17 protein-coding genes are annotated in these 25,977 nt (G+C 71.0%); 14 read left to right on the plus strand and 3 right to left on the minus strand.

All coding sequences use genetic code 11. From position 1 onward, the window contains the following. Nucleotides 1-29 precede the first annotated feature (29 nt). From ASF27_RS05370 to ASF27_RS05380, 3 genes are all read right to left on the minus strand, one after another. Nucleotides 30-1,382, minus strand: a complete 1,353-nt coding sequence (locus ASF27_RS05370) for a hypothetical protein (RefSeq protein WP_056358330.1) — start codon at nt 1,380-1,382, stop codon at nt 30-32. Continuing rightward, complete coding sequence (locus tag ASF27_RS05375; protein WP_056358331.1) at nt 1,379-3,481, minus strand: caspase family protein; 2,103 nt, start codon at nt 3,479-3,481, stop codon at nt 1,379-1,381. The genes ASF27_RS05370 and ASF27_RS05375 overlap by 4 nt, the downstream gene beginning before the upstream one ends. Before the next feature lie 189 nt (nt 3,482-3,670). Continuing rightward, nucleotides 3,671-3,934, minus strand: a complete 264-nt coding sequence (locus ASF27_RS05380) for a hypothetical protein (RefSeq protein WP_056358336.1) — start codon at nt 3,932-3,934, stop codon at nt 3,671-3,673. Nucleotides 3,935-4,184: 250 nt separating this feature from the next. Here ASF27_RS05380 and ASF27_RS05385 point away from each other — a divergent pair, with 250 nt between their 5' ends. The 14 genes from ASF27_RS05385 to cysE all read left to right on the plus strand — a co-directional run bounded on the left by ASF27_RS05385 (nt 4,185) and on the right by cysE (nt 25,851). Continuing rightward, nucleotides 4,185-4,922 carry an NUDIX domain-containing protein gene (locus ASF27_RS05385; RefSeq protein ID WP_056358339.1) on the plus strand — a complete coding sequence of 246 codons (738 nt, stop codon included), beginning with the start codon at nt 4,185-4,187 and terminating at the stop codon, nt 4,920-4,922. Nucleotides 4,923-4,950: 28 nt separating this feature from the next. Continuing rightward, complete coding sequence (locus ASF27_RS05390) at nt 4,951-5,946, plus strand: SPFH domain-containing protein (RefSeq protein WP_056358342.1); 996 nt, start codon at nt 4,951-4,953, stop codon at nt 5,944-5,946. A 7-nt stretch (nt 5,947-5,953) separates the two neighbouring features. Continuing rightward, nucleotides 5,954-6,847 carry an NAD(+)/NADH kinase gene (locus ASF27_RS05395; protein ID WP_056358344.1) on the plus strand — a complete coding sequence of 298 codons (894 nt, stop codon included), beginning with the start codon at nt 5,954-5,956 and terminating at the stop codon, nt 6,845-6,847. 142 nt (nt 6,848-6,989) lie between these two features. Next, nucleotides 6,990-8,099 (plus strand): AAA family ATPase, encoded by a 1,110-nt coding sequence (locus ASF27_RS05400; protein WP_056167072.1) that lies wholly within the window; start codon nt 6,990-6,992, stop codon nt 8,097-8,099. Continuing rightward, on the plus strand, nt 8,096-10,399 hold the full coding sequence (locus ASF27_RS05405; protein ID WP_056358347.1) for a DUF5682 family protein: 2,304 nt from the start codon (nt 8,096-8,098) through the stop codon (nt 10,397-10,399). The genes ASF27_RS05400 and ASF27_RS05405 overlap by 4 nt, the downstream gene beginning before the upstream one ends. A gap of 45 nt (nt 10,400-10,444) precedes the next feature. Further along, nucleotides 10,445-14,260 carry a DUF4132 domain-containing protein gene (locus ASF27_RS05410; RefSeq protein WP_056358349.1) on the plus strand — a complete coding sequence of 1,272 codons (3,816 nt, stop codon included), beginning with the start codon at nt 10,445-10,447 and terminating at the stop codon, nt 14,258-14,260. 14 nt (nt 14,261-14,274) lie between these two features. After that, complete coding sequence (locus ASF27_RS05415) at nt 14,275-18,210, plus strand: DUF4132 domain-containing protein (protein ID WP_056358351.1); 3,936 nt, start codon at nt 14,275-14,277, stop codon at nt 18,208-18,210. Continuing rightward, complete coding sequence (locus ASF27_RS05420) at nt 18,207-19,337, plus strand: VWA domain-containing protein (RefSeq protein ID WP_056358355.1); 1,131 nt, start codon at nt 18,207-18,209, stop codon at nt 19,335-19,337. The genes ASF27_RS05415 and ASF27_RS05420 overlap by 4 nt, the downstream gene beginning before the upstream one ends. A gap of 6 nt (nt 19,338-19,343) precedes the next feature. Beyond that, nucleotides 19,344-21,272 (plus strand): SWIM zinc finger family protein, encoded by a 1,929-nt coding sequence (locus tag ASF27_RS05425; protein ID WP_056358358.1) that lies wholly within the window; start codon nt 19,344-19,346, stop codon nt 21,270-21,272. A gap of 345 nt (nt 21,273-21,617) precedes the next feature. Then, on the plus strand, nt 21,618-22,649 hold the full coding sequence (locus ASF27_RS05430; RefSeq protein ID WP_056306535.1) for an ABC transporter substrate-binding protein: 1,032 nt from the start codon (nt 21,618-21,620) through the stop codon (nt 22,647-22,649). A gap of 14 nt (nt 22,650-22,663) precedes the next feature. Then, nucleotides 22,664-23,560: an ABC transporter ATP-binding protein gene (locus tag ASF27_RS05435; protein ID WP_082478837.1), complete on the plus strand. Its 897-nt coding sequence runs from the start codon at nt 22,664-22,666 to the stop codon at nt 23,558-23,560. Continuing rightward, complete coding sequence (locus ASF27_RS05440; protein WP_056167096.1) at nt 23,560-24,432, plus strand: ABC transporter permease; 873 nt, start codon at nt 23,560-23,562, stop codon at nt 24,430-24,432. The genes ASF27_RS05435 and ASF27_RS05440 overlap by 1 nt, the downstream gene beginning before the upstream one ends. Nucleotides 24,433-24,740: 308 nt before the next feature. Continuing rightward, on the plus strand, nt 24,741-24,932 hold the full coding sequence (locus tag ASF27_RS05445; protein WP_056167109.1) for a hypothetical protein: 192 nt from the start codon (nt 24,741-24,743) through the stop codon (nt 24,930-24,932). Nucleotides 24,933-24,987: 55 nt separating this feature from the next. Beyond that, nucleotides 24,988-25,851, plus strand: a complete 864-nt coding sequence (cysE, locus tag ASF27_RS05450) for a serine O-acetyltransferase (RefSeq protein WP_056167112.1) — start codon at nt 24,988-24,990, stop codon at nt 25,849-25,851. Nucleotides 25,852-25,977: the final 126 nt, after the last annotated feature.

Below are 25,977 nucleotides of genomic sequence, written 5' to 3' on the forward strand. Positions count from 1 at the left end.
GTCAACGCACGCCCGTCAACGCACGCCCGTCAGCGCACGACGATGCGTGCCGCCGCCTCGGTCACGCCGGGTGTCGCCCGGATCCTGTCCACGAGATCGAGCACCTCGGGTGCCTGTAGGAGCCTGGCGTCGGATTCCGTGCCGGGGGCAACGGCCAGCCAGCGCGCCTCCAGTTCCGGCGGCAGGCCGCCCGAGACCCCGAAGCAGGCGAACAGGTTCTCGAACGGCGCACCCGCGACGATCTCGTCGAGCCCGTAGCCGCGTGGGTAGCGCCGGACGTCGCCGGCCTTGAGAGGAACGGAGGAGGCGGGATTGCCGCGCACCGGCAGGGCGACGAAGGCGGTCTCGTCGGGGGCGACGACCCAGCAATAGAGGCTCTGAGCGGCCTTCGATTCGATGCGCATCTCCAGGCGCTGCCCCGTCGAGAACGGCGTGGCGGTGGCGGAGACCGCGAGGCGTCCGCCGTCGGTCCGGGCCGTCGCCGCCAGATGGTCGAGGAAGGGGCGGGGGGTCGGGTCGCAGCCGAGCCCCTCGGTGCCGATGCGCCGTCGCCCGGTGGGCGCCAGTACGGCGTCGTCGCGCTGGAACTCCAGCTCCATCCAGGCACGGGCATTGCCGCCGGCGTCGCGATCCTGGGAGAAGCGCCCGCGGGCGGTGACCGGGCCCTCGCAGGTCGTCCCCGGCGGATTGCGGCGGACATCGAGGCGGGCGCCCTTCAGGATGCGGTTGGCCGAGCGGGCCTCGGCGTCCAGGGCGATGACGAGGCGGTCGGTCAGCGCGCCCGCGCAGGTCGAATGGCCGCCCTCGGCCACGAAGGGACAGATCGCGACGGCGCCGGCATTCGGCGCTGCCTGCGCGAAGGCCCGGACCGCCAGCTCCATCACCGCATCGATATCCGCGACGCCTGCGCCGACCCGGATCGGTACGACGACGGGCTCGCTGGTGGCCTTGCAGGTGGCGCTCCGGGTGATGGCCTGGAGTCGGAACGCGGCTGTCTCGCCGGCCCGGCGGGGCTCCACCAGGAACACGCTGGCGTCGCCCGCGAAGGCCTCGCGGATCTGCGCCTCGGCCTCGGCGCCGGAGAGACCGGTGGTGCCCTCGCGCAGGGCCTTGATCCGCACCACGTCGGCCGCCGCCGCGAGGCGCACCCGGCCCGTCGCCTGGAGCCGACTCTCCACGGCGAGGCGCACCTCCTCGGCCTGCTCGCGGGAAAGCGCGGTCTGGCCGGGCTCGACGCCGACCACGGCCAGCCGGAGGTCGGCCCGGCCGGCGCAGGCGGCGACGGCATCGAGGAACGGCGCCAGGGCGGCGGTGCCCGGATCGGCGGCGGCGGGCGTGCCGACCAGGGCCGCGAGGAGCCCGAACGCGCGAGCGCGTCTCATTCCGCCTCGTTCGCCTTGGCGTATTGGTCGAGGGCGCGCACGAAGACCGGGTTGAAGCGTCCGTCGAGGGCGCCCGAATAGTAGTCGGCCTCCTTGATGGCGCGCTGGACGGCGCGGATCGTCTCGGGCTTCAGCTTCTGGGCGCCCGTGTCGGTGGCCGAAACCGAGGCCGCGCCGAGTTCGCCGCGCTTGAGCGCCCGCAGCACCAGGCCGGAGGCGCTGACCCCCGGGAAGTACCGGCCGAAACCGTTGTCGATCAGGGCCGCCATGGTCGCCATGGCGACGGGATCGCCCTTGTCGGCGGCTTGCCGGAACAGGTCGAAGCCTTGTCGCAGATCCTTCGGAAACCCGTGGGCGCCGGTGGCGTAGTGCGGCACGAGCTTCGAGATGGAGGCGACGTCGCCGGCTTCCGCCGCGCGCTTGTAGAGCGCCACGGCCTGAGCCTCGTTCTTCGGAATGCCGTTGCCGTATTCGAGCATGCGGGCGGCGTTGGCGAGGGCGACCCGGTTGCCGCCCTCGCCGGCCTGCCGGTAGAGGCGGAACGCCTCCGCCTGCGCGCGCTTCACGCCCTGGCCGTTCTCGTAGAGCGTGGCGAGGTTGTTCATCGCCGAGACGCTGCCGGCCTTGGCCGCGCCGTCATAGGCCGCGAAGGCCTCCTTGTAGCGGTCGGACTTGTCGTAGGCGCGGCCGAGCTGGTAGGCGAGGCGGCGCAGGGTCGGGTACGAAGCGGCGGCGGCGCGACAGGCCTCGATGGCCGCGCTGGCCTCGATCCGCCCGAGCTTCACCCCCGTCACGCCCTTGGGTCGGTCGGGGTCGTCGGTGCCGGCGGCGAGGTCGTCGCAGCGCTTCACGCGCGGATCGCCGTTCGGGTCCGAGCCGCCGAGATAGCCCTCCGCGAGGCTGCGGTAGGCACAGACCTCGCCGCAGGAATCGAGATAGGCCTGGTACTGCCGCTGCTGGCCGAACCGAGCCCAGTTCTCCTGGTCGATGGCTGCCGCGTCCCTGCGCTTACCGGAGAGCAGCCTTTCCATGGCCTGGGGCCTGTGGGCGCAGACCTCGCCGCAGGTGCCCACATAGGCCTCGACGGCCTCGCGGGTGCCGAGGGTCTCGGCACGGCGCCACGCCGCCTCGTCGCGGACCGCCGCGACGCCCTTGGCGACGGCCTCGACGGGCAGGGAGGCCTTCAGCACGATGGGCGCATCGTCGATCTCCGGCACCTGCTCGCGGCCGCTGGCGCGGCGCGCGGCCTCCTCGACCTCCGTGCGCAGGTAGCGCTTCAGCTCGGGCCATTGCACCTGCCCGTCGCCGTTGCCCTGCCGATCCGTCGCGTCGGCCAGCCCAGAGACGCCCATGAGGAAGCGGCTGGTGAGGAGGCCGAGCCGGTTCGCCTCGTCCCAGTTGGCCGGCGTCGCACTGGATGTGGCGACCATTCGCACGATTCCGGTCTCGGCCTTCGGCCGGGACGGGGCGAAGCCGGGTGCCGAGACGGCGAGCAGGCTTTCGCCCTTGCGGCCGGTCTCACCGGTGAAGCAGGCATCGACCATCACCACGAGCTGGCGCTCGGCGCCGATCTTGCGCTTCACGAGGTCGAGGTTGCGGTAGAGGGTCTCCAGGCTGTAGCCGCTCTCGCCCTGGTTGGGGTTGCCGTCCTCCGGCAGCAGGAAGGGCTGTTTCGTGGCCAGATCCGGTACGCCGTGGCCCGAGTAATACACGAAGACGTTCGAGCGGCCCTCGCGCACGCTGCGCCAAAGCCGGCCCGATTGCGGGTTCCGCTCGGTGCCGAAGGCCTGATTGAACTCGTTGAGAGTCGCGTCCTTGAGGACGAACACGTTGGTGTCGCGGTAACCGAGCCGCTGGACGAGGTAGGCCCGCATCGCCTCGGCATCGTTGTGCGCGAAGTCGACCGGCACCGTCTGCTTGTAGCTGCGGTTGCCAATCACGACGGCGACGGAATCGGCATTGTCGGAGAAGATGGCGGGATCGGGCGCGGCCCGGACCGGCTCGACGGCACCGGCGAGGAGCGTGATCTGGGCGAGAACCCCCACGAGCCAGCGGGTGGCGCGAGCCCGCGCATTCCGGACCGTTATGTTGTTCCTCATGCACGGGCTCTCCTTGCCACATGGAAGAAGACGGGTTCCGACGAACGCTCGGTGGGTATCCGACCGGACGTCGAGGGCAAATTCGGCCGGAGCATGGCGCGCCGGGCCATTACCTTGCAACCAGCGCGATGGCGAGGCTGAGGACCGCCAAGTGAAGAGGCGAGAGGGCGATCAGCATGATGGCGCTCCCTACGGCAGGTAGAGACCGCGTCCGCACCGGCGCATGCGGCGCGCCTCGACATAACCGGTGATGCGGTCGAACACCTCGACCGTCCGGTAGACGCAGTACCGTCCCGAGTTGCGGCCGTTGTAGTAGACCCCGCCATTGTCGAGATCGACGCCGAGGAACTCCTGATTGCCGCCTCCGCTGGCAGCCCTGTCGGTCCCCTGGGCGAGAACCGGAGCCGCGCCGCCGAGCAGGCCGACGAGGACGAGAATCGAGATCGAGCGCATGTGACGTCTCCCTGGTTGGGCGGCGCCGGCCGCCCTCCCCGGGCTCATGGGTCGGCCAGACCCGGTTTTGCGCGGCGGCCGGCCCGGACGATCGACTTTCATGTCCCCACGATGGTCCACGGGCGGCCTCAGCGAAGCCCACATCCGCATCGCGAAGCGATCAACCGGTATGACGCGCTACGGTCCCGATGCCTTGACATATATCTAATTCGCATCTTAGTTATACGCAGATTAAATATATGGTGATGCCATGTCTGAGCACGCGTTCCTCGCAGCGTACGATCCGAACGCCTTCGCGCGCCCGGCGCTCACCGTCGATCTCGTGCTGATGAGTATTAATGCCGACCGCCCGGCGGCCCTGCTGCTGAAGCGGACCGAGCACCCCCATGCCGATCGCTGGGCGCTGCCCGGCGGTTTCGTCGGGATGGACGAGACCCTCGACGCGGCCGCCGAACGCGTCCTCCGCGCCAAGGCCGGCATCGCCGGGCCGCACCTCGAGCAGCTCTACACCTTCGGTGCCCTCGACCGGGACCCGCGCATGCGCATCGTCTCCGTGGCCTATCTCGCGCTCCTGCCGGAAGCCGCGTTCCGGCAGGCCCTGGACGGCGCGGCGGAGCTGTCGGCGGCCATCGTCGAGGTGCCGTGGGCCGGCGAGACCGGCGGCCCCGTCACGGCATTCTCCGCACAGGATCGGGAACGGCGGACCCCGCTGTCCCTCGCCTTCGACCACGCCGACATCCTGGCCCTCGCGATCCTGCGGCTGCGGGGCAAGCTCGACTATTCCGGGATCGGCTTCGCCCTGCTGCCGGAGCACTTCACCCTGCGCCAATTGCAGGACGTGCACGAGGCGATCCTCGGCATCCCCCTCAACAAGCCCGCCTTCCGCCGCCGGATGCTCGACCGCGGCTGGCTGGCACCGACGGGGGCCCGCGAGGCCGGCACCTCGTTCCGCCCCGCCGAACTCTACCGCGTTCGGAAACCGCTCTGAATCCGCGTCCATCCTGGAGGAAGATTCCATGGCCACGATCCGCAATTTCGGCCCGATCGCGCAATTGAAGAGCGAGGCGAGCAGCCACGTCATCCGCTACCGCAACGGCCGCGTCCGGCAGAGCGGCCGGGGGCTCGTCTTCTGGTTCCGGCCGGAGACCGCGAGCATCAGCGAGGTGCCGATGGACGACCGCGAGATGACCTTGTTCGTGCGCGGCCGCAGCCGCGACTTTCAGACCGTCGTGGTCCAGGGGACTATCGGTTGGCGCGTCGTCGATCCGGACCTGCTCGCCGGCCGCGTCGATTTCTCCCTCGGACTGCACACCGGCAAGCCGCGCGGCGAACCCATCGAGCGCATCGAGGCGCGCCTCAGCGGCATCGCCGGCCAGGCGGTCCTGCAGGAGATCGGCGGAAACCCCGTCGGCGCGCTGCTGGACGCCGGCCCCGAACCCCTGCGCATCGCCCTCGAGTCAGTGCTGGGAGCGGCCCCCTCCCTCGCCGAGATCGGCGTCGCCGTGGTCTCGGTGCGGCTCACCAACCTCGCGCCCACGAGCGAACTGGAGCGCGCCCTGCAGACGCCGACTTTCGAGTCGCTTCAGCAGAAGGCGGACGCGGCGACCTTTGCCCGCCGCGCCCTCGCCGTCGAGAAGGAGCGCGCCATCGCAGAGAACGAGCTGGAGACCCGCACGGAACTCGCTCGGCGCGAGACGGTGCTCATCGCGCGCGAGGCGGAAAATGCCCGCGACCGCGCGGCCGGCCTGGCCGAGGCCCACGGGCTGGAGGCGGCGGCCGAGGCCGAGCGCATCCGCCTCGTCGAGGGTGCCAGGGCCGAGGCCGAGCAGCGGCGCGCGGCCATCTATCGCGACCTTCCGCCCGCCGTGCTGCTCGGGCTGGCCGCCCGTGAACTCGCGGGCAAGCTCGAGACCATCGAGCACGTCAACGTCACGCCCGACCTTCTCGCGGCCGTCCTGGGCGAGTTCCGCAAGCCGGGCCCATTGGTGGCGCCGCCGGCCTTCCCGCGCTGAGGACACCATGTCCGTCGTCCCCCCGCGCGCCGTTTTCGTGATCCGCGACACCGACTACGAAGCCCTCCTGGCCCGGCACGCCACCCGTGGCCAGGCCCGGTTCTTCCTGGCGAGCCGCGGCCAGAACCTCGCGGAGATGGAAGCGCGGCACGCCCGCTTCCACGCGGTACTCGGCCAGGCGCGCGCCGCCGTGCCGGGGGCGTGGCGGCAGGCTCTGGCACGGCGCGGCGACCTCGACCGGTTCCTGTTCGCCCCCGATGACGTGATCGTCGCGGTCGGACAGGATGGCTTGGTCGCCAACGTGGCGAAGTACCTGCGCGACCAGCCGGTGATCGGCGTCAATCCGGCGCCCGATCTCCACGACGGCGTGCTGGCCAGCGTCGCGGTGGAGCGCCTGGGGCCCTTGCTCGCGGCCAACGTCGCCGGGGCGGCGCAGATCGAGCGACGGACCATGGTGCGGGCGGTGCTCGACGACGGGCAGACGCTACTCGCGCTCAACGAGATCTTCGTCGGCCACCGCAGCCACCAATCCGCGCGCTATCGGATCGAGGCGGACGGTGTTTCGGAGGACCAGTCGTCGAGCGGTCTCATCGTCGCCTCGGGCACCGGTCTGACCGGCTGGGCCCGCTCCATCGGCGAGGCGACCCATCTCACCCTACGGATCGGCGTCGAGGAGGCGGCGGTGGGCTACTGGGTGCGCGAGCCGTTCCCCAGCGTGACGAGCACCACGGAGCTCCGCGCGGGCAAGCTCACCGGGGCGTCCCTCGCGGTCACGTCGCGGATGAACGACGGCGGCGTGGTGTTCGCGGACGGGATAGAGCAGGATTTCATCGCCTTCGAATGGGGCCGGCGCGTGCAGCTCGCGCCGGCCACCCACGCCCTCAACCTCGTGGTCGCGTAGGGTGGCGGCTCGGGCGCGCGTTCACGGACGGGGGTTTACGTAACACCCTCGCGATCGCGCGCCCTTGAGAAACCGCCCTGGACCGGGGCAGTCTTCGGCCGGGTGAGGCGGCACTGCGGTGCACCTCGGCGGGGGAGGCGGCATGGCGAAGGTCGAACGAGCGAGGACGGACGGCGAAACCCGCCAGCGGCCCCCGGCGGAGGTCGTGCACGCGGCAGAGCTCACACGGCTGCGAGCGGAGGATACGGCACCGCGCCCGCCCGGCTGGCAGCTCTCGCTCCAGGGCGTGAAGCGATTCATCTGCGGCGATGGGGCAGGGGAGCCGAAGGTCGTGTGCTCGCCGGCCCTGGTCGAGCGTGCCATGGTCACCCTGGCGACGTCGCGGGCCTTGCTGCTCATCGGCGAGCCCGGCACCGCGAAGAGCCTGCTGTCGGAGCTGCTCGCCGCCGCGATCAGCGGCGGCTCGACCCTGACGATCCAGGGCGGCGCCTCGCTCACCGAAGACCAGATCCGCTACGGCTGGAATTACGCGCTCCTCGTCGCGGAAGGGCCGAGCGAACGCGCCCTGGTGCCGGGGGCACTCCATACCGGGATGCGCGCGGGTCGCATCGTGCGGTTCGAGGAGATCACCCGCTGTCCGTTGGAGGTGCAGGACAGCCTGCTGTCCGTGCTCTCCGACCGCGTGCTCGCGGTGCCGGAACTGACGGGCGATGCCGGCATGGTCTATGCCCGCGAGGGCTTCAACCTCATCGCGACGGCCAACACCCGCGACCGGGGGGTCAACGAGATGTCGGCGGCCCTCAAGCGCCGCTTCGGCTTCGAGACGGTGTTTCCCATCGCGGACGCGGCGGCCGAACTCGCGCTGGTGCGCCGGGAAGCCACCGCACTCCTCGTCCGGTCCGGCGTGCCGCGCGCGCCCGACCCCGAAATCCTCGAACTCCTCGTGACCTGCTTCCGGGAATTGCGCGAGGCCGTGGATCACGAGGGCACCGGCCTGGAGCGGCTCTCCTCGGTGATGAGCACGGCGGAGGCCGTCAGCGTCGCCCACGCCATCGGCGTCAAGGCGCATTTCCTGCGCGGCGACGCGGGACGGCCGGAGGACATCGTCGCCTGCCTCGCCGGAACCGCCGCCAAGGACGATGCCGAGGATCTGGCGCGCCTGCGCCGCTACCTCGAACAGCGCGTCGGCCGCCGCGACGGCGCGGCGTGGCGCGCGCTCTACGCCGCCCGTCACCTCCTCACCCCGCAATGAACGGCCCCGAGACCGGCGAGCCGCTCACGGTCGTCGGCGTGCGTCACCATTCGCCGGCCTGCGCGCGCCTTGTGCGCCGTACCATCGAGACGGTTCGCCCAGCCCTCGTGCTCATCGAGGGGCCGTCGGACTTCAACCCGCACCTCGCCGACCTCGCCCTCGACCACGCCCTGCCGGTGGCGATCTTCTCGTTCCGGGCCACGGAGCACGCCAGCCACGCCTCCTACACGCCGTTCTGCGCCTTCTCGCCGGAATGGCAGGCCCTCGTCTCGGGCCGGGCCGTCGGCGCCGAGACCCTGTTCTGCGACCTGCCGGCCTGGGATCCGGCCTTCGGCCAGCGGAGAAACCGCTACGCCGACCCGCACGGCCCCCGGGCCGAAGCCGCCGAACGGGCGCTCGCCTCCGCCCTCGGCGCCGAGGATCAGGACGCCCTCTGGGACATGCTGGCCGAAGCCGCCCCGAAGCACGAGCTGCCGGACCGGCTCGCGCGCTACTTGGCCCTCCTGCGCCCGCCCGGCACGGACGATCCGGCCGAGGAGGCGCGCGAGCGCTTCATGGGCGCCCACGCGGCCTGGGCCCTACGCGCGGCCGGGGGAAAGCCGGTGGTGCTGGTCTGCGGTGGCTGGCACGCGGAAGCCATCCGACGCTACGCGGCTCGGGCCGACGGCGCCCGGCCCGAACCGGCACCGCCGGATCAGGGCGAGCGGACCGGCAGCTACCTGGTGCCCTATTCCTATGCCCGCCTCGACCGGTTCTCCGGCTACAGCGCCGGCATGCCCTCACCGGGCTACTACGAACACGTCGCCGCCGAGGGGCTCGACCCGGCGGCGGATTGGGCCGCCGGCACCATCGCGACCGCCCTGCGCGAGGCCGGGCAGGTGGTCTCGACCGCCGACCGCATCGCCTGGGCGGCGCATGCGGGTGCGCTCGCGCGCCTGCGCGCCCACCCCGCGATCCTGCGCGCCGACCTGATCGATGCGGCCCTGGCCACCCTGGTCAAGGACGCCCTCGATGCGCCGCCCGCCTGGACGGCGTCCGCCGCCGCCCCACGCCACGCGGCCCTGGCCGCGATGCTGCGGGCCCTGGCCGGCCACCGCGAGGGACGGCTCGCCCCGGGCACCCGACAGCCGCCCCTCGTCGCTGATGTGGAGGAGCGACTGCGCGCCGCCGACCTGGAACCCGGTCCGTTACGCCGACGCGTGCCGATCGACTGGGCCGAGCCCGCCGACCGCGCGCGGGCGCACCTGCTCCACCAGACCGTCGTCCTGGGACTTCCGGGCATCGGCCGCGAAGAGGGCCCCGACCTCGCCGAACCAGGACTGCCCCGCGAAAGCTTCGCGATCGCACGGCATCCCGACTGGCCCGGCGCCCTGATCGAAGCCTCGCTCTGGGGCGGCACGCTCGCCATGGCCGCCACGGCTCGGCTCGCCGCGCGGATCGAGGCCGACCCGGACAGCCTGCACGTGCTGGCCCTCGCTCTCTCCGACGCGCTCTTCGCCGGCCTCCCCATCGAGGGTGACCTGCTCGGGCGGTTGAGCCGGGGCATCGCCACGGCGCACGCTGTTGCCGACCTCGGAGGTACCGGGCGCCGGCTCGTGCGCCTCCACCGCTTCGGCGCGGCCTTCGGGGAAACGGCGGCCCCGGCCCTCGCCCAACTCTGCGTCGCCCTGGGGGAGCGCGCGCTGCCGCTCATCGAGACCATCGTGGATGCCCGCGAAGGGCTCGGTGCCATCGAACTCGTCCTCGCCTGCCGCGACCTGTTCCGCGATTGCCGGGACACCGTGCCGGGCCTCGCACCGTTGCGCCCGCCCTTCGTCGCCATGCTGGGGCGGCGGCTGGCCGACCCGGACGCACCGCCTGCACTCGCGGGGGCGGCCCTCGGGTTCCTGGTCGCCTGCGGCGAGATCGGAGCGGGGCCGGACGAAGCCGCGCGCCGGCTACGCCGCTTCGGCCTGCCCGATACCCTCGGCGATTTCCTCGCCGGCCTGTTCGCCCTCGCCCGGGAAGAGGTCGCGCAGGATGCGACGCTGGCGGCCGTCGAAGCACTGGTCAGCGCCTGGGACGACGCGGATTTCCTGCGGGCATTGCCCGCGCTGCGCATGGCCTTCGCATGGTTTCCACCGCGCGAGCGCGAGCGCATCGCTGCCGCGATCCTACGACGGGGCGGTATCGGCCCCGCCCAGGCAGAGGCCGAAGCGCTGGCCTGGATGCGGCAGGGCGCGATGCCCATCGACCAGGCCAAGGCCCTCGCGCAGGAGGCGAGGGTCGCGGACAGACTCGCGCGGTACGGGTTGACCTAGATCAGTGCGACGGGGTCTATCTCTGCGCGGAAGGGGGGGAACGGTATGCAGCGTTACGAACTGACCGAAGGATCGTCGTCCAAGTTCTGGGACGTGGGCGTCGAGGGATGCGACCTCACCGTCCGGTTCGGGCGGATCGGGACCAAGGGTCAGTCCAAGGTCAAACCTTTCCCGGAGGCCGACGGTGCGCGGCAGGAACGTGACCGGTTGATCCTGGAAAAGACCCGCAAGGGGTATCGCCCCACGACCGGTGAGACCGACGCGACACCCGCCCCGGCGGCGATCGAGGTCCCACCGGAGGCCGGTCCCGTCTCCGCGAGCGCCATGCCCGAGGCAGTGCAGGCCGATCGGGCGATCTTCTCCGGCACGTCCCTGCCGACCCGAACCCGGCCCGGCCCGGCCCTCGATCCCGCGGCCGACTGGGCCGCTTTCGTCGCGGCGATCCGCGACCTGCTGGACTCTGCGCCGGAGAGCGCCGAAGCTGAGGCCCTCGCGGCTCGTCTCGACCGCGAGCCGCCGGCCCTCGACGCGGCGCAGGCGCGCGATTGGTTGAATCTGCTTCGTGCCGCCTGTCCGACGATGGACCAACGGTTCTGGGGCCGGAAGCTCGGCCCCCGGGGTCCGGCGACTCCGGCCGCGTTCATGCATTTCGCCCGCTGGCTCGTGGCACGCTCCGGCATCGCCCCCCTGGTGAGCCTCTTCGACCAGCTTCGTCCCCGTCCGACCAGCAAGTACGGTACGATGCCGGCGTCGGTCTGGGACATCCCGAACAGCCTCGGGGTGCGCTCCGCCTTCACGGCGGCACCGGACGCGGATTTCGACGCCGCACTCGCCGCCTGCCTCCGGCTTCACGCGGAGGACCCGGATCCACATCTCGGCTTCTGGCTCACGTCTGTCCTGGCCGACGACCGCGCCGGGGCCGACCATGCGCTACGCGCCGCCGCCATGCTGGACCGTCACGGGACATCGCGCCTGTTCGTCCGCCAGGGTTACAGCGCCATGCCGTTCATCGTCGATCTACCGCCGTCGCAGGCCGCCTCGTGGCAGGCCGATCCCATGCACAAGGCAATCCTCGCAACCCGTGACGTGACCGCCGCCGAGGTTGCCGCGACAATGATCGCCGTGGCGCACGCGGCAGGCGAATCGGCAACGACCAGCCTCGTGTGGCTCCTGCGCGACGCCATCGGCGTCGACCGGACCATCGTGGCGAAGGCCCTCCTCGACACCGGTGCCGAAGAGGGCCTGATGGCGCTCCTGCCCTTCACCGGCGCGAAGCTCGTCCGCGATGCCCTGGACGCGGCGGACATCGCCTTCCCCGACCGCATGCTCCCCGCCTATCTGGAGGCGATGGAGGGCAAGGGACAGGCGAAGGGCGGCCCGGCCTACGCGCCCCGCGCCATTGCCCTGGTCGGCCGTCACGGCGCGGAGGCGGCACGAGCCTGGGCCGCCTCCGGCGGCGGCAAGCTCTCCGGACGGCTCGACCGATTGCTCGCGGATGACCGGCCGCCCGCGCCGCGCGAGGCATGGCCGAGCATCCTGCGCGATCCCCCCTGGCGGCGCGGGGCCGCAGCGCGCGGGCGCATCGCTCTTAACCTGGCGCCGATCCCGACACCCTTCGCGCACGAATTCGACGCCGCGGAGGCGATGGATGACGCGACTTACGGCTACCGGGCGGGCTTCATCGTCGAGGGCATGGACCGCTTGGTGGAGCGGATTCGCGAGACCGAGGCCGAGGGCGAGGCGAAGTACACAAGGCCGATCCCGCCGCCCGTCACACCGGTCCCGGCGGTCGGAACTTCCCCGGAGGCCGCCCTGGAATGGCTCGACCGCCGGCTCGATCGGGACGGGTTCGGCGGATTTTTCTGCTACATCTACGATTCCTGGTTCACCGGCGTCACCTGGCAACCGGAACCGCTGGCGCTCATCCTCTGGGAGAAGACAGTCCCCCTGCTGGCACTCTCCGGGGTCCGGCACGACCAGACTGCCGCGATGGTCGTCCGCTTCGGCGAACGCGCCCTGCCGGGCCTCGTCGCCATCGTGGCGGCCGAGCCGGAGGATAAGCTTCCGCATGTGCTCAAGGTGGATGCGGCCGCCCTCACGCCCATCGCCGCGCGGGCCTTTCATCGGACCAAGCGGGCGCGGCCAGCGGCAGTGGCGTGGCTGCGCGCCCATCCCCGCACCGCCGCCCTGCGGCTCCTGCCCGATGCCCTCGGCGCCCCGGGCCCGGAACGCGACGCGGCCGATGCGGCGCTGCGCTTCCTCGCCTCCGAGCCCGCGGGCCGGGCGGCTTTCGACGCGGCGGTGGCGGCCTATGCGGCGATCGATCCGCGCGTGCCCGAGGCGGTGGTATCCGGCGTCGACAGCGATCCGCTGGATCAGGTGCCGGTCAAGCCCCCGAAGCTGCCGCCCTGGCTCGTACCCGCAGCCCTTCCGCGTCCGGTCCTACTCGCGGGCGGTACGCTGCCCGATGCGGCGATAACGGCGTTCTGCGAGATGCTCGCCTTCTCGTCCCCCCTGACCCCGTATGCGGGGATCGCGCCCGTGCGGGCGGCCTGCACGCCGGAGAGCCTCGACGCCTTCGCCCTCGCGGTGTTCCAGTCTTGGCTCGCGGCCGGCGCCAACGTGGCCGGCGAATGGGCGATGCGGACCCTCGCGCTCATCGGCGGCGACGCCTGCGCCCGCGATCTCACCCGTCAGATCCGTGCCTGGGGCCAAGCGGGCCTCAAACCCCGGGGCAAGGCCGGCATCGCCGTCCTCGCCGGCATCGGCAGCGACGCGGCCCTCATGAACCTCAGCGCGTTGGCCGAGAAGAACCCGCTGCTGCAGCTGCGCGAGGCGGCGCGCGACGCCATCGCGGACGCCGCCGAGACGCGCGGGCTCGATGCTGTCGAACTCGCCGACCGGCTCTCCCCCGATCTCGGCCTGGACGCACGCGGCGGCCTCGACCTGTCCTTCGGCACACGTCACTTCCGTGTCGGCTTCGACGAGACTCTGAGGCCCTGGCTACGGAATGCGGACGGCCAGCGGCTTCCCGCCCTGCCGCGCGCGACCAAGACCGACGACCCCGAACTGGCCAAGCAGGCGTCCAGGCTGTGGGCAGGGCTGAAGAAAGACGCGGAGGATGCGGGCCGGCTCCAGATCTCCCGGCTCGAGACCATGCTGGCGACGGGGCGGCGCATCGGGCCGGACGTGTTCCAGCCGTTCTTCGCGGGGCATCCGCTGATCCGCCATCTCGCCGGCCGCCTCGTCTGGGGACTCTACGAAGACCGGCTGGCAACGACCGCGCCGCGGGTCGCCTTCCGGCTGGCCGAAGACCTGACCGCAACCGATGCGGAGGATGCCGGACTCGACCTCGACCTCGCAGCCCTCGACGGCGTGGTCGGCCTCGTCCACCCGCTGCACCTGACCCCCGGCACCCTGGCGGCCTGGACCGCGCTGTTCGCCGATTACGAGATCGCCCAGCCGTTTCCCCAGCTCGCACGGGAGATTTACGCCTTCACGCCGGCCGAGGCGGCGGCCTCCGCCACGGATCGCTTCGACGGCGTGCGGGTCGCCGGGCGGCGCCTGCGCGGTCTGCGGTCTCAGGGCTGGTCGTCGGATACGGCAAGCGAGCATGTCTGTTCGGTGCAACGGCCTACCCCTCTCGGCGGAGCCGACCTCTTCGCCGTGCTCCGCTTCGAGGACGGTCTGTGGCATCGGTCCGGGCCGGACGGCGACGAAGTCCAGACCCTGAGGGCGCTGACCCTGACCGAGACGGGCTGGGGTGCATCCACCGCGCATCGTTTCGGTGATCTCGATCCGGTGACCGCGAGCGAAATCCTGCGCACGCCCAGCCTGCTCGCGGCGACGGGCGGAGAATAGGGAGGGGAACCGACATGGACCGTTACGAACTGGTCGAGGGCTCGTCCGCCAAGTTCTGGGAAGCCGATGTCACCGGGACGACGCTGACCGTGCGCTTCGGACGCCTCGGCACCCAGGGTCAGAGCAAGGACAAGACCTTTCCGGACGAAGCCGCCGCCGTGAAGGAGAAGGACAAGCTCGTCCGCGAGAAGGCGGCGAAAGGTTATGCCCGGGTCGGTGCGGCACCGGCCGCGGCGGTCGAGCAGGCCGCGCCGGCCAGTGCTACGGCCGGCAAAACGACGGCCAGTAAGGCGACGACCGGCAAAATGACGACCGGTAAGGCGACTCCGAAGGCTTCGAAGGTCGCGCCGCCCGAGGAAGCGCCTCCCGAACCGCCGGGCGATCCGGTCTCGCTGGCTGCCGAGCCGGAAGCCGCATCCGTGGCGAAGGCCGCAGCGGGCCCTTCGGCCCCGACGCCGTCAGGTGCGGTGTTCGACGGCACTCCGCTGCCGACACGGCTCAGGCCCGGCCGACACCTGACCGGCGAGGAGGCGTTGCGGGCGGTCCGCGCGACCCTGCCCGCCCTCGTGGGCGACACGGAAAGCCTCCGTCTCATCGAAACGATGCCCACACCGGACGGCATGGGCGACTGGATCCGATCCATCTGGGATCTGGCCGAGGACGAGACCGAACATCGGAGCTTCCGCGCAGGCACCCATCACGCTGCCGACCTCCTCAGGTTCATGGATGCGGCTCTGCGCTTCCTCGTGGAAAGCGGGGGGGCGATGGAGGCGGCACGGTTCGCCGACCGGATGCGGCCCGGCACGCGCAGGCAGGGCCACTATCAGAACCTCGCCTGGGCGGCGCCACTTCAGCTTGCGACGCGCGCGGCCCTCGTCCACGCAACGGACGCGGATTACGACGCGGCGGTCGCCTTCCTGAACGACCGGATCGCCGAGACGCCGGACTGGCCGACGGCGGCCGCCTTCGCCTTCATCCTCGCGGACGACCGGCCAGCGAGGCACGGCCTGCAGCCCCTCGCCGTGCTGGAAGCCGCCACGGCGGCCGGCATCGATGTCGCCGCGGACAGGAACTTCCTGCCCCTCGTGGCGGATTCCGATCCGGCCGCGGCGGCGCCCTGGCGCACGAAGCGCAGCTATCACATGTATTTCGGCGACGGCGTCAATGAGTCGGACGCCGCCGCCACGCTGATCGCGGTGGCCCGCTCCACCGGGCAGCCGGCCCTGCCGGGGCTCGACTGGATCCTGCACTACGCCCTCGACGAGCAGCGGACGGCGGTCGCGCGGGCGATGCTGTCGACGGGCGAGCCCGGTGCCCTGGCCACCCTGCTGCCACACCTGTACGAGAAGCCGATCGCGGCCGCCCTCGACGCGGCCCTGGCGGCAGACCCGGCCGTGATCGTCCCCCGCTGCCTCGCGGTCCTGGCCGGCGGCCGGGCCGAGCCGGCGCTCCGCGCCCGCGCGGTGCGCGCCCTCGACACCCACGGCCCCGACACGATCCGGGGCTGGATCGGGGACACCGACGGGCGCGCCGCGCGCTTCCTCGACGGGCTCGTGCAGGCCCGGGCCGTTCCCCTCGCGGAGCGGGCCGCGTGGCCCCGTGTGCTGCGCGATCCGCCGTGGCGGGCCCGGATGCGGGGTGCGGACGATCTCGTCCTCGACCTCGCGCCGCTACCGACGCCGTTCGCCTTCGAGGCGATGGAGGTACCGGACAATCACTGGCGCGCCTATCGCGCCCGCATCCTCAACGACATGAGCGAACTCCCCGCCTTCATCGAGGCGGCCGAGACGTCTAAACCGGAGCAGGACTGGGTCCGGATCCCGCCGGCACTGTCCCCACCGCCGCTCGACGATCCCAACGCCCTGCTCGAATGGCTCGCCGCGCGTCTGCGGCAGATCGATCAGAGCTGCCGTTACTGGGTGTCGTCGCCGTATCATGGGCTGGTCGGAAGCACGGAGAAGCAGCCGGCCCCCCTGGCTCTCAAGCTGTGGTCGCTCACCGGAATCCGCGTGGGTCACAGCCACATCTCGCTCTGGCCGGAGATCGTCACGAGGATGCTGTCGCGGTTCGGCGAGACGGCGATGCCGGGCCTCATCGCCCTGATCGAAGCCGATCCCGTCGGATTGCTGCCCACCGTCCTCGCCATCGATGCGGAGGGCCTGGCTCCGCCCGCGGCGCGCGCCCTCGTGAAGCTCAAGAAGGCCCGTACCCCGGCACTGGCCTGGCTGCGTCGGCACCGCAGCACGGCGATCACCCGCCTCGTGCCCGACGCCGTCGGCAAGCCCGGGGCGACCCGCGACGCCGCCGAACACGCCCTGCGGGTCTTCGTATCCGACCGCCCGGACGGGCGTGCCGCCATCGAAGCGGTGGTCGCAGCCTATGCGGACCGCGAGCCGCGCGTCGCCACGGCGGTAGCCCAGGTGCTCGATCGCGACCCCCTCGGCCGCGTGCCGGCCAAGGTCGGCAAGCCGCCGGCCTGGGTCGTGCCGGGAGCGCTGGCGAAACCCTGCCTGCGCGCGGGCGGGGCGCTCCCGGACGAGGCCGTGGGGACGCTTTGCGAAATGCTGTACTTCACCAACCCCGATGCCGTCTATGCCGGGGTGCCGATGGTGCGCGAGGCCTGCACGCCCGAGAGTCTCGCGGCCTTCGCCTGGGATCTCTTCTCCGCCTGGACCGCCGCCGGCACGCCCTCGAAGGACGGCTGGGCCCTGCGCACCCTGGGCTGGTTCGGGGACGACGGCACGGCGCGCGACCTCACGCGCCTCATCCGGCGCTGGCCGGGCGAGGCGGCCCATGCCCGCGCGGTCACGGGCCTCGACGTGCTCGTCGACATCGGCTCGGACGTGGCGCTGATGAACCTCAACGGCATCGCCGAGAAGCTCAAGTTCAAGGGCCTTCAGGAAAAGGCACGCGAGAAGATCGCGCAGCTCGCCGAGGCACGGGGCCTCTCACCGGAGGAATTGTCCGACCGGCTCGCCCCGGACCTCGACCTCGACGAGCGCGGCGGCCTCGTCCTCGATTTCGGTACCCGGCGGTTCCGCGCCGGCTTCGACGAGGTGCTGAAGCCCTGGGTGCGGGATGCGGCGGGCGCACGGCTCAAGGACCTGCCGAAACCGATCAAGTCCGACGACGCCGAGAAGGCGGCAGCGGCCAACGCCCGCTGGAGCGCCCTGAAGAAGGATGCCCGCGCGGTGGCGAGCCTGCAGGTGGCACGGCTGGAGGCGATGCTCGTCACCTCGCGCCGGGTCCGGCCGGAGGTGTTCGGCCCGTTCTTCTCCGCTCATCCCCTGGTCCGCCACCTCACCCAGCGCCTCGTCTGGGGGACCTTCGCCGACGCCGACCCGCGGACTCTGCCCACCGCGACGTTTCGCGTCGCCGAGGACCTGAGCTTCACGGACGGGGTGGACGCACCGGCCGAGATCGACCTCGCGCCCGAGGCGGCGGGCCTCATCGGCCTCGTCCACCCGCTGCATCTCGACCCCGACGTGCTGACCGCCTGGGGCACGCTGTTCGGCGACTACGAGATCGCGCAGCCCTTCCCGCAGCTCGGCCGCGAGACGTTCGCCTTCACCGAAGCCGAACGGGGCGCGGCCAAGACGAAGCGGTTCGAGGGTGTGGTCGTCGAATCGAAACGCCTGCGCGGCATGCCGGCGCGCGGCTGGCGCCTCGGCGATCCGCAGGACGGCGGCGGCATCTGGTGGATCGAGCACGCCTTCCTGTTCTCCGGTGGGGCACCGGGCAAGGCGTCGCTGACTTTCGCCGACGGCCTGTTCACCGGGGCGCCCGAGTTCGAGGAAGCCTCGCAGACCCTGGGCGAACTGACCCTGGAAAGCCCATGGGGGGCGCCGTCCACGGGAGCGAACCAGCGCGGCTTCGGTGATCTCGACCCGGTCACCGCGAGCGAGTTGCTGCGGAGTCCGAGCCTGCTGGCCGAGACGCGCCTGCGATGAGCCTCGATCCGGCCACGCGCTGGCGCCTGATCCTCGGCGAGGCGGCGGAGTCCGCCTGCGCCGGCGCAGGCTGCCGCCTCTCCGGCCGGGCGGCGGCCATGGACCGCGCACTCGACTGGCTCTACGGCCGCGATGGCGGCGGCGCGGAACGAGGCGAGCGCCGACAAGGCGGCCGCGAGGGCTCGGCCCTCACCGTGCCGGACTGGATCAACGCGGTCCACACTCTGTTCCCGCAAGAGACCATCGAGCGGTTGGAGCGCGACGCCATCGAACTCTACGCCATCGACGACGTGATCACGAACCCCGAGGTGCTCGCCCGCGCCGAACCCAACGAGACCCTGCTCAAGGCGGTCCTGCGCACCAAGCACCTCATGGCGCCGGACGTGCTGGTGATGGCGCGCCGGCTCGTGCAGGAGGTGGTGCGCCGCCTCATGGAACAGCTCGCCCGCGATCTCGCGGTCGCCTTCGGCGGCGTCCTCGACCGGCGCCGCCACACCCGGCTCCCCGGCGCCCGGGACCTCGACATCAATCGCACCATCCGGGACAACCTGCGCCACTACGACCCCGAGCGACGGCGCATCACGGTCGAGCGCCTGCACTTCTTCGCCCGCAACCGGCGCCGGATGCAGCCCTGGCAGGTGATCCTTCTCGTGGACCAGAGCGGGTCGATGCTCGATTCGGTCATCCACGCCTCGGTGATGGCGGCCTGCCTGTGGAAGCTGCCGGGTATCGAGACCCATCTCGTCGCCTTCGACACCGCCTTGGTCGACCTGACCCGCGACTGCGACGACGCCTGCGCATTGCTCATGAAGGTCCAGCTCGGCGGCGGCACCGATATCGGCGGCGCCGTCGGCTACGCGGCCGGGCTGATCACCGCTCCCGAGCGCGCCATCGTCATCGTGGTCTCGGATTTCTACGAGGGTGCGAGCGAGGCCGTGCTCGTCGCCCGGGTGCGGGCCCTCACAGGCCAGCGCACCAAGGTGCTCGGGCTCGCCGCCCTCGATTCGCAGGCGCGGCCGGCCTACGACCGGGCCATGGCGCAGCGTCTGGTCGAGGCCGGGGCCGAAATCGCCGCGATGACGCCGGGCGAACTGGCCGGCTGGCTCGCCCACGTCATCCGGAGCTAGCGGCGGATGGCGCGCGCCGACCTCCTGGCACTCACCGACGCGAGCCTGACCCAGCTTTCCAACGCAGGCCTCGTGAAACGGGCGGTGCGCGAGGTCACGGCCGGGCAGGGACCGGTCCTCGCGGAGGCGCCGGACGGCACCGTCGAAGCCCGCTTCGCCGACGGAACGCTGACCCGCCTCGACCCCGGCCAGCCACCGGGGCAGGCGACCTGCACCTGCCCGGCGAGCGGAATGTGCCGCCACCGCGTCGCCCTCGTCGTCGCCTACCGCGCCAGCGCGAATGCGGGCGCACCCGCTTCGCGGGCGGATGGGGAAGCGGGACCTTGGGACCCCGGCACCCTGGACGGCCAGGCATTCGAGGCCGGCCTCAGCTCCGCTGCCGCAGCCGAGCTGAAGCGCCTGCTTTCCGCTGGCGTGACCGTGGGGCTCGATCATGGGGCGGTCCCGGCGGCGCGTCTGCCCACGGCGAGCGTGCGCTTCCTTGTTCCCGACGCCGTCGGCTACGCGCGCTGCGATTGTGCGGCCGGCGGCGGCTGCGCCCATGTGGCGGTGGCGATCCGGGCCTTCCGTGAGGCCGGGGGCGGGGCGGAGGTGCGGCTCGGGGACGACAGAGTTCCCCTCGATCACGGAACGGACGACCTCGCGGACGCCGTGGGCGAACTCGTCGCCGGACTTCTCGACGCCGGGGTCACGGCCGGGCCGGAGGCCCATGCGGCGGCCCTCGGACGGCTGCGTCGGGCCGCACAGGCGCGGGGGGCCACGCAAATCCTGCTGGCGGAAGCCGACCTCACCGCGCAGATCGCAGCTTACGCGACCCGCAATGCAACGCACGACGAGGTCAGGGTGCTGCAGCTCGTGACCGAACTCCTGGCGCGGGTCCGGGTGGGCGGTGCCGCCGCCCTCGGCCTCGGCCAGCCGTACGAAACGCCCATGGCCAAGACGCGCCTCGTCTCCCTCGGCGCCCGGCTGGAGACGCGAGGGCGCGAAGTCCTGGCGCGGGTGGCACTCGCCGACACGGATACGGGTGCGACCCTCGCGCTGGAACGCACCTACGCGCCGGCCGAAGACGAGACGGACTTCGTCACGCATCTGCCTGGGCGCGCCCTCACGCCGGGCCTGTCGCTCGGCGGCCTCGGCCGGGGTCAGATTCTCACCAGCGTGGCCCGGCGGCGGGCCGATGGCCTGTTGGCGCTCGGCCAGGGCGCGCGCGGGCGGACGGCACTCCTGCCGCGCGAGCCCTTGCTGCGCCTGCCCGCTCCCCTCGCGGCGACCCGGACGGGTGAGATCCTGCGCCGCCTCGCCCAGCGCCCACCGGGCTTCCTGCGGCCGCGCGACCGGCTCGATGCCTTCCACGTCTTCGACGTGGCGGAGGTCGTGGGCCAAGCGTGGTCGGCGGGCGCGCAGATCTGGCAGGCGGCGGTCGATCTTCCCCATGGTGGCGGTACGCTGCGCCTCGCGCGCACCTACGACCGAACCGCGCCCGGCGCCCTCGACACCCTCGCGGGCGCCTTTTCCGAACGGTGGGGCCCCGTACGGCAGGTCGCCGGCCCCGTATGGATCGTGGACGGCGCCCTGGTCTGCGATCCTTGGTCCATCGGAACCGATCGACTCCTGGTGCCCGACCTTGCGGCTCCGGACGCCGCCGGAACAGCGTTCGTGCCCGGCGCGATTGCAGGCGCTCAGACCATCCTCGAAGAGGCCGCGGCCCTGCTTGCCGGCGCGCTCCACGGTGGGCGGCGCAGCTTCGCGGCAGTCGCCGGGGCGAGCGCCCCCCGCCTCGTGGCGCGGTTGCGAGACGGCGGCCATGCGATGACAGCGGTACGCCTCTCGGAAATCATGGGGTCGCGAGGGGAGGGCGGTGCGGCGTTCGGCCGGGCCGCCCTGTGGATCGCCGCGATGCTGGAGGATTCCGGACCGTACGAGGCCGACGCCTGACCGGGGTCCCGGTGAGCATGTCCCCCGGGGCTCGCCCCGCGCGAACGCCTCCATGAATACCGAGATCGAGGATCGCAGGGCTTGCGCATAGGGGCCGGTCTCGGTGCGAGCGACCGCGTCGCGTCCTCGGCGCGGCCTGTCACACCATCCTCGTCCGTGCCTCTGTGGAAAAGCGGGGCAAAAGGATTCCGGTCCAACATCGAGGGCTTTCCGAGGGCACTTCACCTCCAATCGACGCTCTATAAAGATAATGCTTTCGTTGACCCAAGAACAACGACTGTGCAGACTCAATCTTCTTCGCAAGGCAACATTGCGAAGAAGATTCGATCGAAAAAGGCGCGGACGATGACAAAGCAACGCGGCGCGCTCTCGCGTCGGAACGCCGTGGGACTGGCCGCAAGCCTTGCGCTGTCCCTGGCGAGCTTCGGCGGGGCGAGGGCGGACGAGGGCCAGCTGCGCATCGCCAAGCAGTTCGGTGTCGTCTATCTGCTCCTCAACGTCGCCGAGGATCAGAAGCTCATCGAGAAGCACGGCAAGCAAGCCGGTCTCGACATCAAGGTGGACTATGTCCAGCTGTCGGGCGGCTCTGCCGTGAACGACGCCCTGCTGTCGGGCAACATCGAGATCGCCGGCGCGGGCGTCGGCCCCCTCTTCACCCTGTGGGATCGCACGAAGGGACGGCAGAACGTCAAGGGCGTCGCCTCGCTCGGGAACTTTCCCTACTACCTCGTGACCAACAATCCCGCCGTCACGAGCATCGGTGACTTCACCGAGAAGGATCGGATCGCGGTGCCGGCGGTGGGCGTCTCGGTGCAGTCGCGCATCCTGCAGATGGCCTCCGCCAAGCAGTGGGGCGACAAGGACTACGCCCGGCTCGACAAGATCAGCGTCGCCATTCCCCATCCGGAGGCGGCGGCCGCCATCATCAAGGGGGGCACGGAGATCTCGGGCCATTTCGGCAACCCGCCGTTCCAGGATCAGGAACTCGCCGAAAATCCGAAGGCCCGGATCGTCCTGAACTCCTACGCGGTCCAGGGCGGCCCGGCCTCGTCCACGGTGCTCTACGCGACCGAGAAATTCTACAAGACCAGTCCGAAGACCTACAAGGCCTTCCTCGACGCCCTCGACGAGGCGGCCAAGTTCATCACCACGCAGCCCGAAAAGGCCGCCGAGATCTATCTCAAGACCACCGGCAGCAAGATCGATCGCGACCTGCTGGTGAAGATCATCAAGAACCCGGAAGTGACCTTCAAGGTGGCGCCGGAGAACACCATCGGTCTCGGCAAGTTCATGCACCGGGTCGGAGCGATCAAGACCGAGCCCAACGCCATCGGCGACTACTTCTTCGCCGATCCGCGCATCGACACCGGCAGCTGAAGGCGGCGCGCACCATGACGTTCGCCGCCACACGATCGGACCTTGCTCTTCTCGAGCGGGAACCGGCTCGCCCCGTCGCCCACGGGACGCGCGCGATATCGCCGCCGCAGGCACGCCCGGAGCCGGACCCGTCGCCCCTCCTGCGCCTCGCCGGAGTCACCCTGGAATACCGGACGCCGGAGCGAGTGGTGCGCGCGACGCACCGCATCGATCTCGATGTCTACGAAGCGGACCGTTTCGTGCTGCTCGGCCCATCGGGCTGCGGCAAGTCCACCCTCCTCAAGGCGGCGGCCGGCTTCATCCGTCCCGTCGAGGGTGAGATCGCCCTCGACGGGGTGCCGGTGCGCGAGCCCGGTCCAGACCGCATCGTCGTCTTCCAGGAATTCGATCAGCTGCCCCCGTGGAAGACCGTGGCCCAGAACGTCGCGTTCCCCTTGCGGGCGACCCGTCTGCTGAGCCGACGGGAGGCCGGGGAACGTGCCCGGCACTACATCGACAAGGTCGGATTGTCGCGCTTCGCCGACAGCTACCCGCACCAGCTCTCGGGCGGCATGAAGCAGCGCGTCGCCATCGCGCGGGCGCTCGCCATGCAGCCGAAGGTGCTGATGATGGACGAGCCGTTCGCGGCCCTCGACGCCCTGACGCGCCGCCGGATGCAGGAGGAGTTGCTGAACCTGTGGGACGAGGCCCGCTTCACGCTGCTGTTCGTGACCCATTCCATCGAGGAGGCCCTGGTGGTCGGCAACCGCGTGGCCCTGCTCTCCCCCCATCCCGGTCGCGTCCGGGGCGAGTTCAACAGTCACGCGTTCGATCTCGGCAGCCTCGGCAGCCGCGAATTCCAGTCTGCGGTGCAGGGGCTGCACGCACGTCTGTTCGAGACGGACCCCGCATCCGCACCGGCGGTCGCATGATGGGCCGGACGCTCACGCCGCCCATTCGCCCGGAATACGACCGGGTCCTGCCGCCGTTCGTCGAGGCACCGGTGGAGCGCCTGCTGCCGCTGTCCACGCGTCTTTGGCAGCAGGACTGGCTGCGCAAGGGTCTCATCATCGCCGTGCTCGCCGTGGTCTGGGAGGGGCTGGCGCGCTGGCAGGACAACGACCTGCTGCTCCCCGGCTTCGTCGCCACCCTGTCGGCCCTGATTGAGGGCCTGATCGACGGCGAGTTGCTCGACCGGGTGTGGATCTCCCTCTCCCTCCTGGTGCAGGGCTACGTCTGCGGGATCGTGCTCGCCTTCGGGCTGACGACGCTGGCCGTCTCGACGCAGTTCGGCCGAGACCTGCTCTCGACCCTGACGGCGATGTTCAATCCGCTTCCGGCGATCGCGCTCCTGCCGCTGGCCCTGCTGTGGTTCGGCCTCGGTTCCGGCAGCCTGATCTTCGTGCTGATCCACTCCGTGCTGTGGCCGATGGCCCTCAACACCTATTCGGGCTTTCAAGGCGTGCCCGAGACCCTGCGCATGGCGGGGCGCAATTACGGCCTGCGCGGTCCGTCCTACGTGCTGCAGATCCTGATCCCGGCCGCCTTGCCGGCGATCCTGTCCGGGCTGAAGATCGGCTGGGCCTTCGCGTGGCGCACCCTGATCGCGGCGGAACTCGTCTTCGGCGCCGCGTCGGGACGCGGCGGGCTCGGCTGGTACATCTTCCAGAACCGCAACGAGCTCTACACCGACCGCGTCTTCGCGGGCCTCGTTCTCGTGGTGCTCATCGGCCTGTTCGTGGAGAACGTCGTCTTCGCGACCCTCGAACGCTTCACCGTTCGCCGCTGGGGCATGGCGCGCTGATCCATCCGGCGTGACGCCCCTGAAGGCCCGACGCACTGGTGTTCGGCGCCCCGCAGAACCGCACGGCTTCCCCCGTATTCCGTATCCTCGTGCAGGCGCCCTCGGGGGAAGCGGAGCAATGGCATGAGCAAAACAGACGATCTATCTTGGACATTGCCTGAAATCGGGATACAATAAAGACCTATACAGAATAAATACTACAAATCCATAAGACTAAAGCAAAACAAACTCCGGACAGACGCCGAAACGAAAAAAAGTATCACACCCCGGATTTCGCTTCGCCGAATCGGGGCCAGGGAGACGACACCATGACTCAGGGCGATCAGGTTGTTTTCGCACGGCTCGACGTGGCGGAGGCGCTGGGCATCTGGCGCCACGCCACGGGCCGGGTCATTGGCATCCATCCGGCGCCGGGCGAGGCCTTGGCCGTCGACGTCGAGTTCGCCGGGCACGGCGTCCTCGTCGGCTACAGCGCGTCCCTGTTCACACGCATCGCCTGATCCGGCGCACGTCTCGTCCGGTCGCGGCTCCATCCCCACCGCAGGATCACATCGAATGACGAGCGCCCTCCAAGCCGGCATCGCCCGCGCCGGCTTCACGCGGCCGCCCCTACGCAGCGTCAGCCACACCGATGCGGAATCCGAGGTCTGGCGGGCCATGCGGAGCGAGGCCGAGGCGGCGATCGTCGAGGAACCGCTCTATGCCGGCATCATCCAGGCGACGATCCTGGACCAGCCGAGCCTGTCCCACGCCTTCGCGTATCGTCTCGCCCACCGCCTCGGCGACGGCGACCTCGCGCGCCTGTCCATGCGCGACCTCTGCCTCTCGGCCTTCGAGGCGGATCCGCATGCCGGAGCACACGCCGTGCGCGACCTCGTGGCCATCCGCGAGCGCGACCCGACCTGCCGGCGCTACCTCGATCCGTTCCTGTTCTACAAGGGATTGGCCGCACTCGAGGGCTACCGGGTCGCCCATTGGCTCTGGCACCAGGGCCGGGCGACCCTGAGCCTGCACGTTCAGAGCCGGATCTCCGAGGTGTTCGGCGCCGACATCCATCCCGCCGCGCGGATCGGCTCGGGGGTGTTCATCGACCACGCCACCGGCGTCGTCATCGGAGAGACCACGGTGATCGCCGACGACGTCTCGATCCTGCAATCGGTGACGCTCGGCGGCAACGGCAAGGAGAGCGGCGACCGCCACCCCAAGATCGAGCGCGGCGTGCTCCTCAGCGTCGGCGCCAAGGTGCTCGGCAACATCCGAGTCGGGGAGGGGGCGAAGGTCGCCGCGGCGGCCGTGGTGCTGCACGACGTGCCCGCCCACACCACGGTGGCAGGGGTGCCGGCCCGGGTGGTGTCGCGGCTCAAGACAGCCGAAGTCCCTGCCATGAGCATGGATCAGTTCTTCGGGGACGGGATTTAAAAAAATTCTTTCAGTCCAGCTGTTCTACGCGAGACAGCAACACGAGATGATTTTTTTGCCCATCCCTTGCTGCCTAGCCAGTTCTATCTACGAGACACCAATGTACAATGCATTGAACTCCTTCAG

The organism is Methylobacterium sp. Leaf102 (genome assembly GCF_001422425.1).
In the GTDB taxonomy this organism is placed as follows: Bacteria; Pseudomonadota; Alphaproteobacteria; order Rhizobiales; family Beijerinckiaceae; genus Methylobacterium.

Excerpts from the sequence above, each read along its gene's own strand:
- ASF27_RS05420 (WP_056358355.1), top strand. The coding sequence starts at position 18,207 with ATGAGCCTCGATCCGGCCACGCGCTGGCGCCTGATCCTCGGCGAGGCG.
- ASF27_RS05390 (WP_056358342.1), top strand. The coding sequence starts at position 4,951 with ATGGCCACGATCCGCAATTTCGGCCCGATCGCGCAATTGAAGAGCGAG.
- ASF27_RS05400 (WP_056167072.1), top strand. The coding sequence starts at position 6,990 with ATGGCGAAGGTCGAACGAGCGAGGACGGACGGCGAAACCCGCCAGCGG.
- ASF27_RS05385 (WP_056358339.1), top strand. The coding sequence starts at position 4,185 with ATGTCTGAGCACGCGTTCCTCGCAGCGTACGATCCGAACGCCTTCGCG.
- ASF27_RS05425 (WP_056358358.1), top strand. The coding sequence starts at position 19,344 with ATGGCGCGCGCCGACCTCCTGGCACTCACCGACGCGAGCCTGACCCAG.
- ASF27_RS05380 (WP_056358336.1), bottom strand. The coding sequence starts at position 3,934 with ATGCGCTCGATCTCGATTCTCGTCCTCGTCGGCCTGCTCGGCGGCGCG.
- ASF27_RS05370 (WP_056358330.1), bottom strand. The coding sequence starts at position 1,382 with ATGAGACGCGCTCGCGCGTTCGGGCTCCTCGCGGCCCTGGTCGGCACG.
- cysE (WP_056167112.1), top strand. The coding sequence starts at position 24,988 with ATGACGAGCGCCCTCCAAGCCGGCATCGCCCGCGCCGGCTTCACGCGG.
- ASF27_RS05445 (WP_056167109.1), top strand. The coding sequence starts at position 24,741 with ATGACTCAGGGCGATCAGGTTGTTTTCGCACGGCTCGACGTGGCGGAG.
- ASF27_RS05395 (WP_056358344.1), top strand. The coding sequence starts at position 5,954 with ATGTCCGTCGTCCCCCCGCGCGCCGTTTTCGTGATCCGCGACACCGAC.
- ASF27_RS05435 (WP_082478837.1), top strand. The coding sequence starts at position 22,664 with ATGACGTTCGCCGCCACACGATCGGACCTTGCTCTTCTCGAGCGGGAA.
- ASF27_RS05410 (WP_056358349.1), top strand. The coding sequence starts at position 10,445 with ATGCAGCGTTACGAACTGACCGAAGGATCGTCGTCCAAGTTCTGGGAC.
- ASF27_RS05375 (WP_056358331.1), bottom strand. The coding sequence starts at position 3,481 with ATGAGGAACAACATAACGGTCCGGAATGCGCGGGCTCGCGCCACCCGC.
- ASF27_RS05430 (WP_056306535.1), top strand. The coding sequence starts at position 21,618 with ATGACAAAGCAACGCGGCGCGCTCTCGCGTCGGAACGCCGTGGGACTG.
- ASF27_RS05415 (WP_056358351.1), top strand. The coding sequence starts at position 14,275 with ATGGACCGTTACGAACTGGTCGAGGGCTCGTCCGCCAAGTTCTGGGAA.
- ASF27_RS05405 (WP_056358347.1), top strand. The coding sequence starts at position 8,096 with ATGAACGGCCCCGAGACCGGCGAGCCGCTCACGGTCGTCGGCGTGCGT.
- ASF27_RS05440 (WP_056167096.1), top strand. The coding sequence starts at position 23,560 with ATGGGCCGGACGCTCACGCCGCCCATTCGCCCGGAATACGACCGGGTC.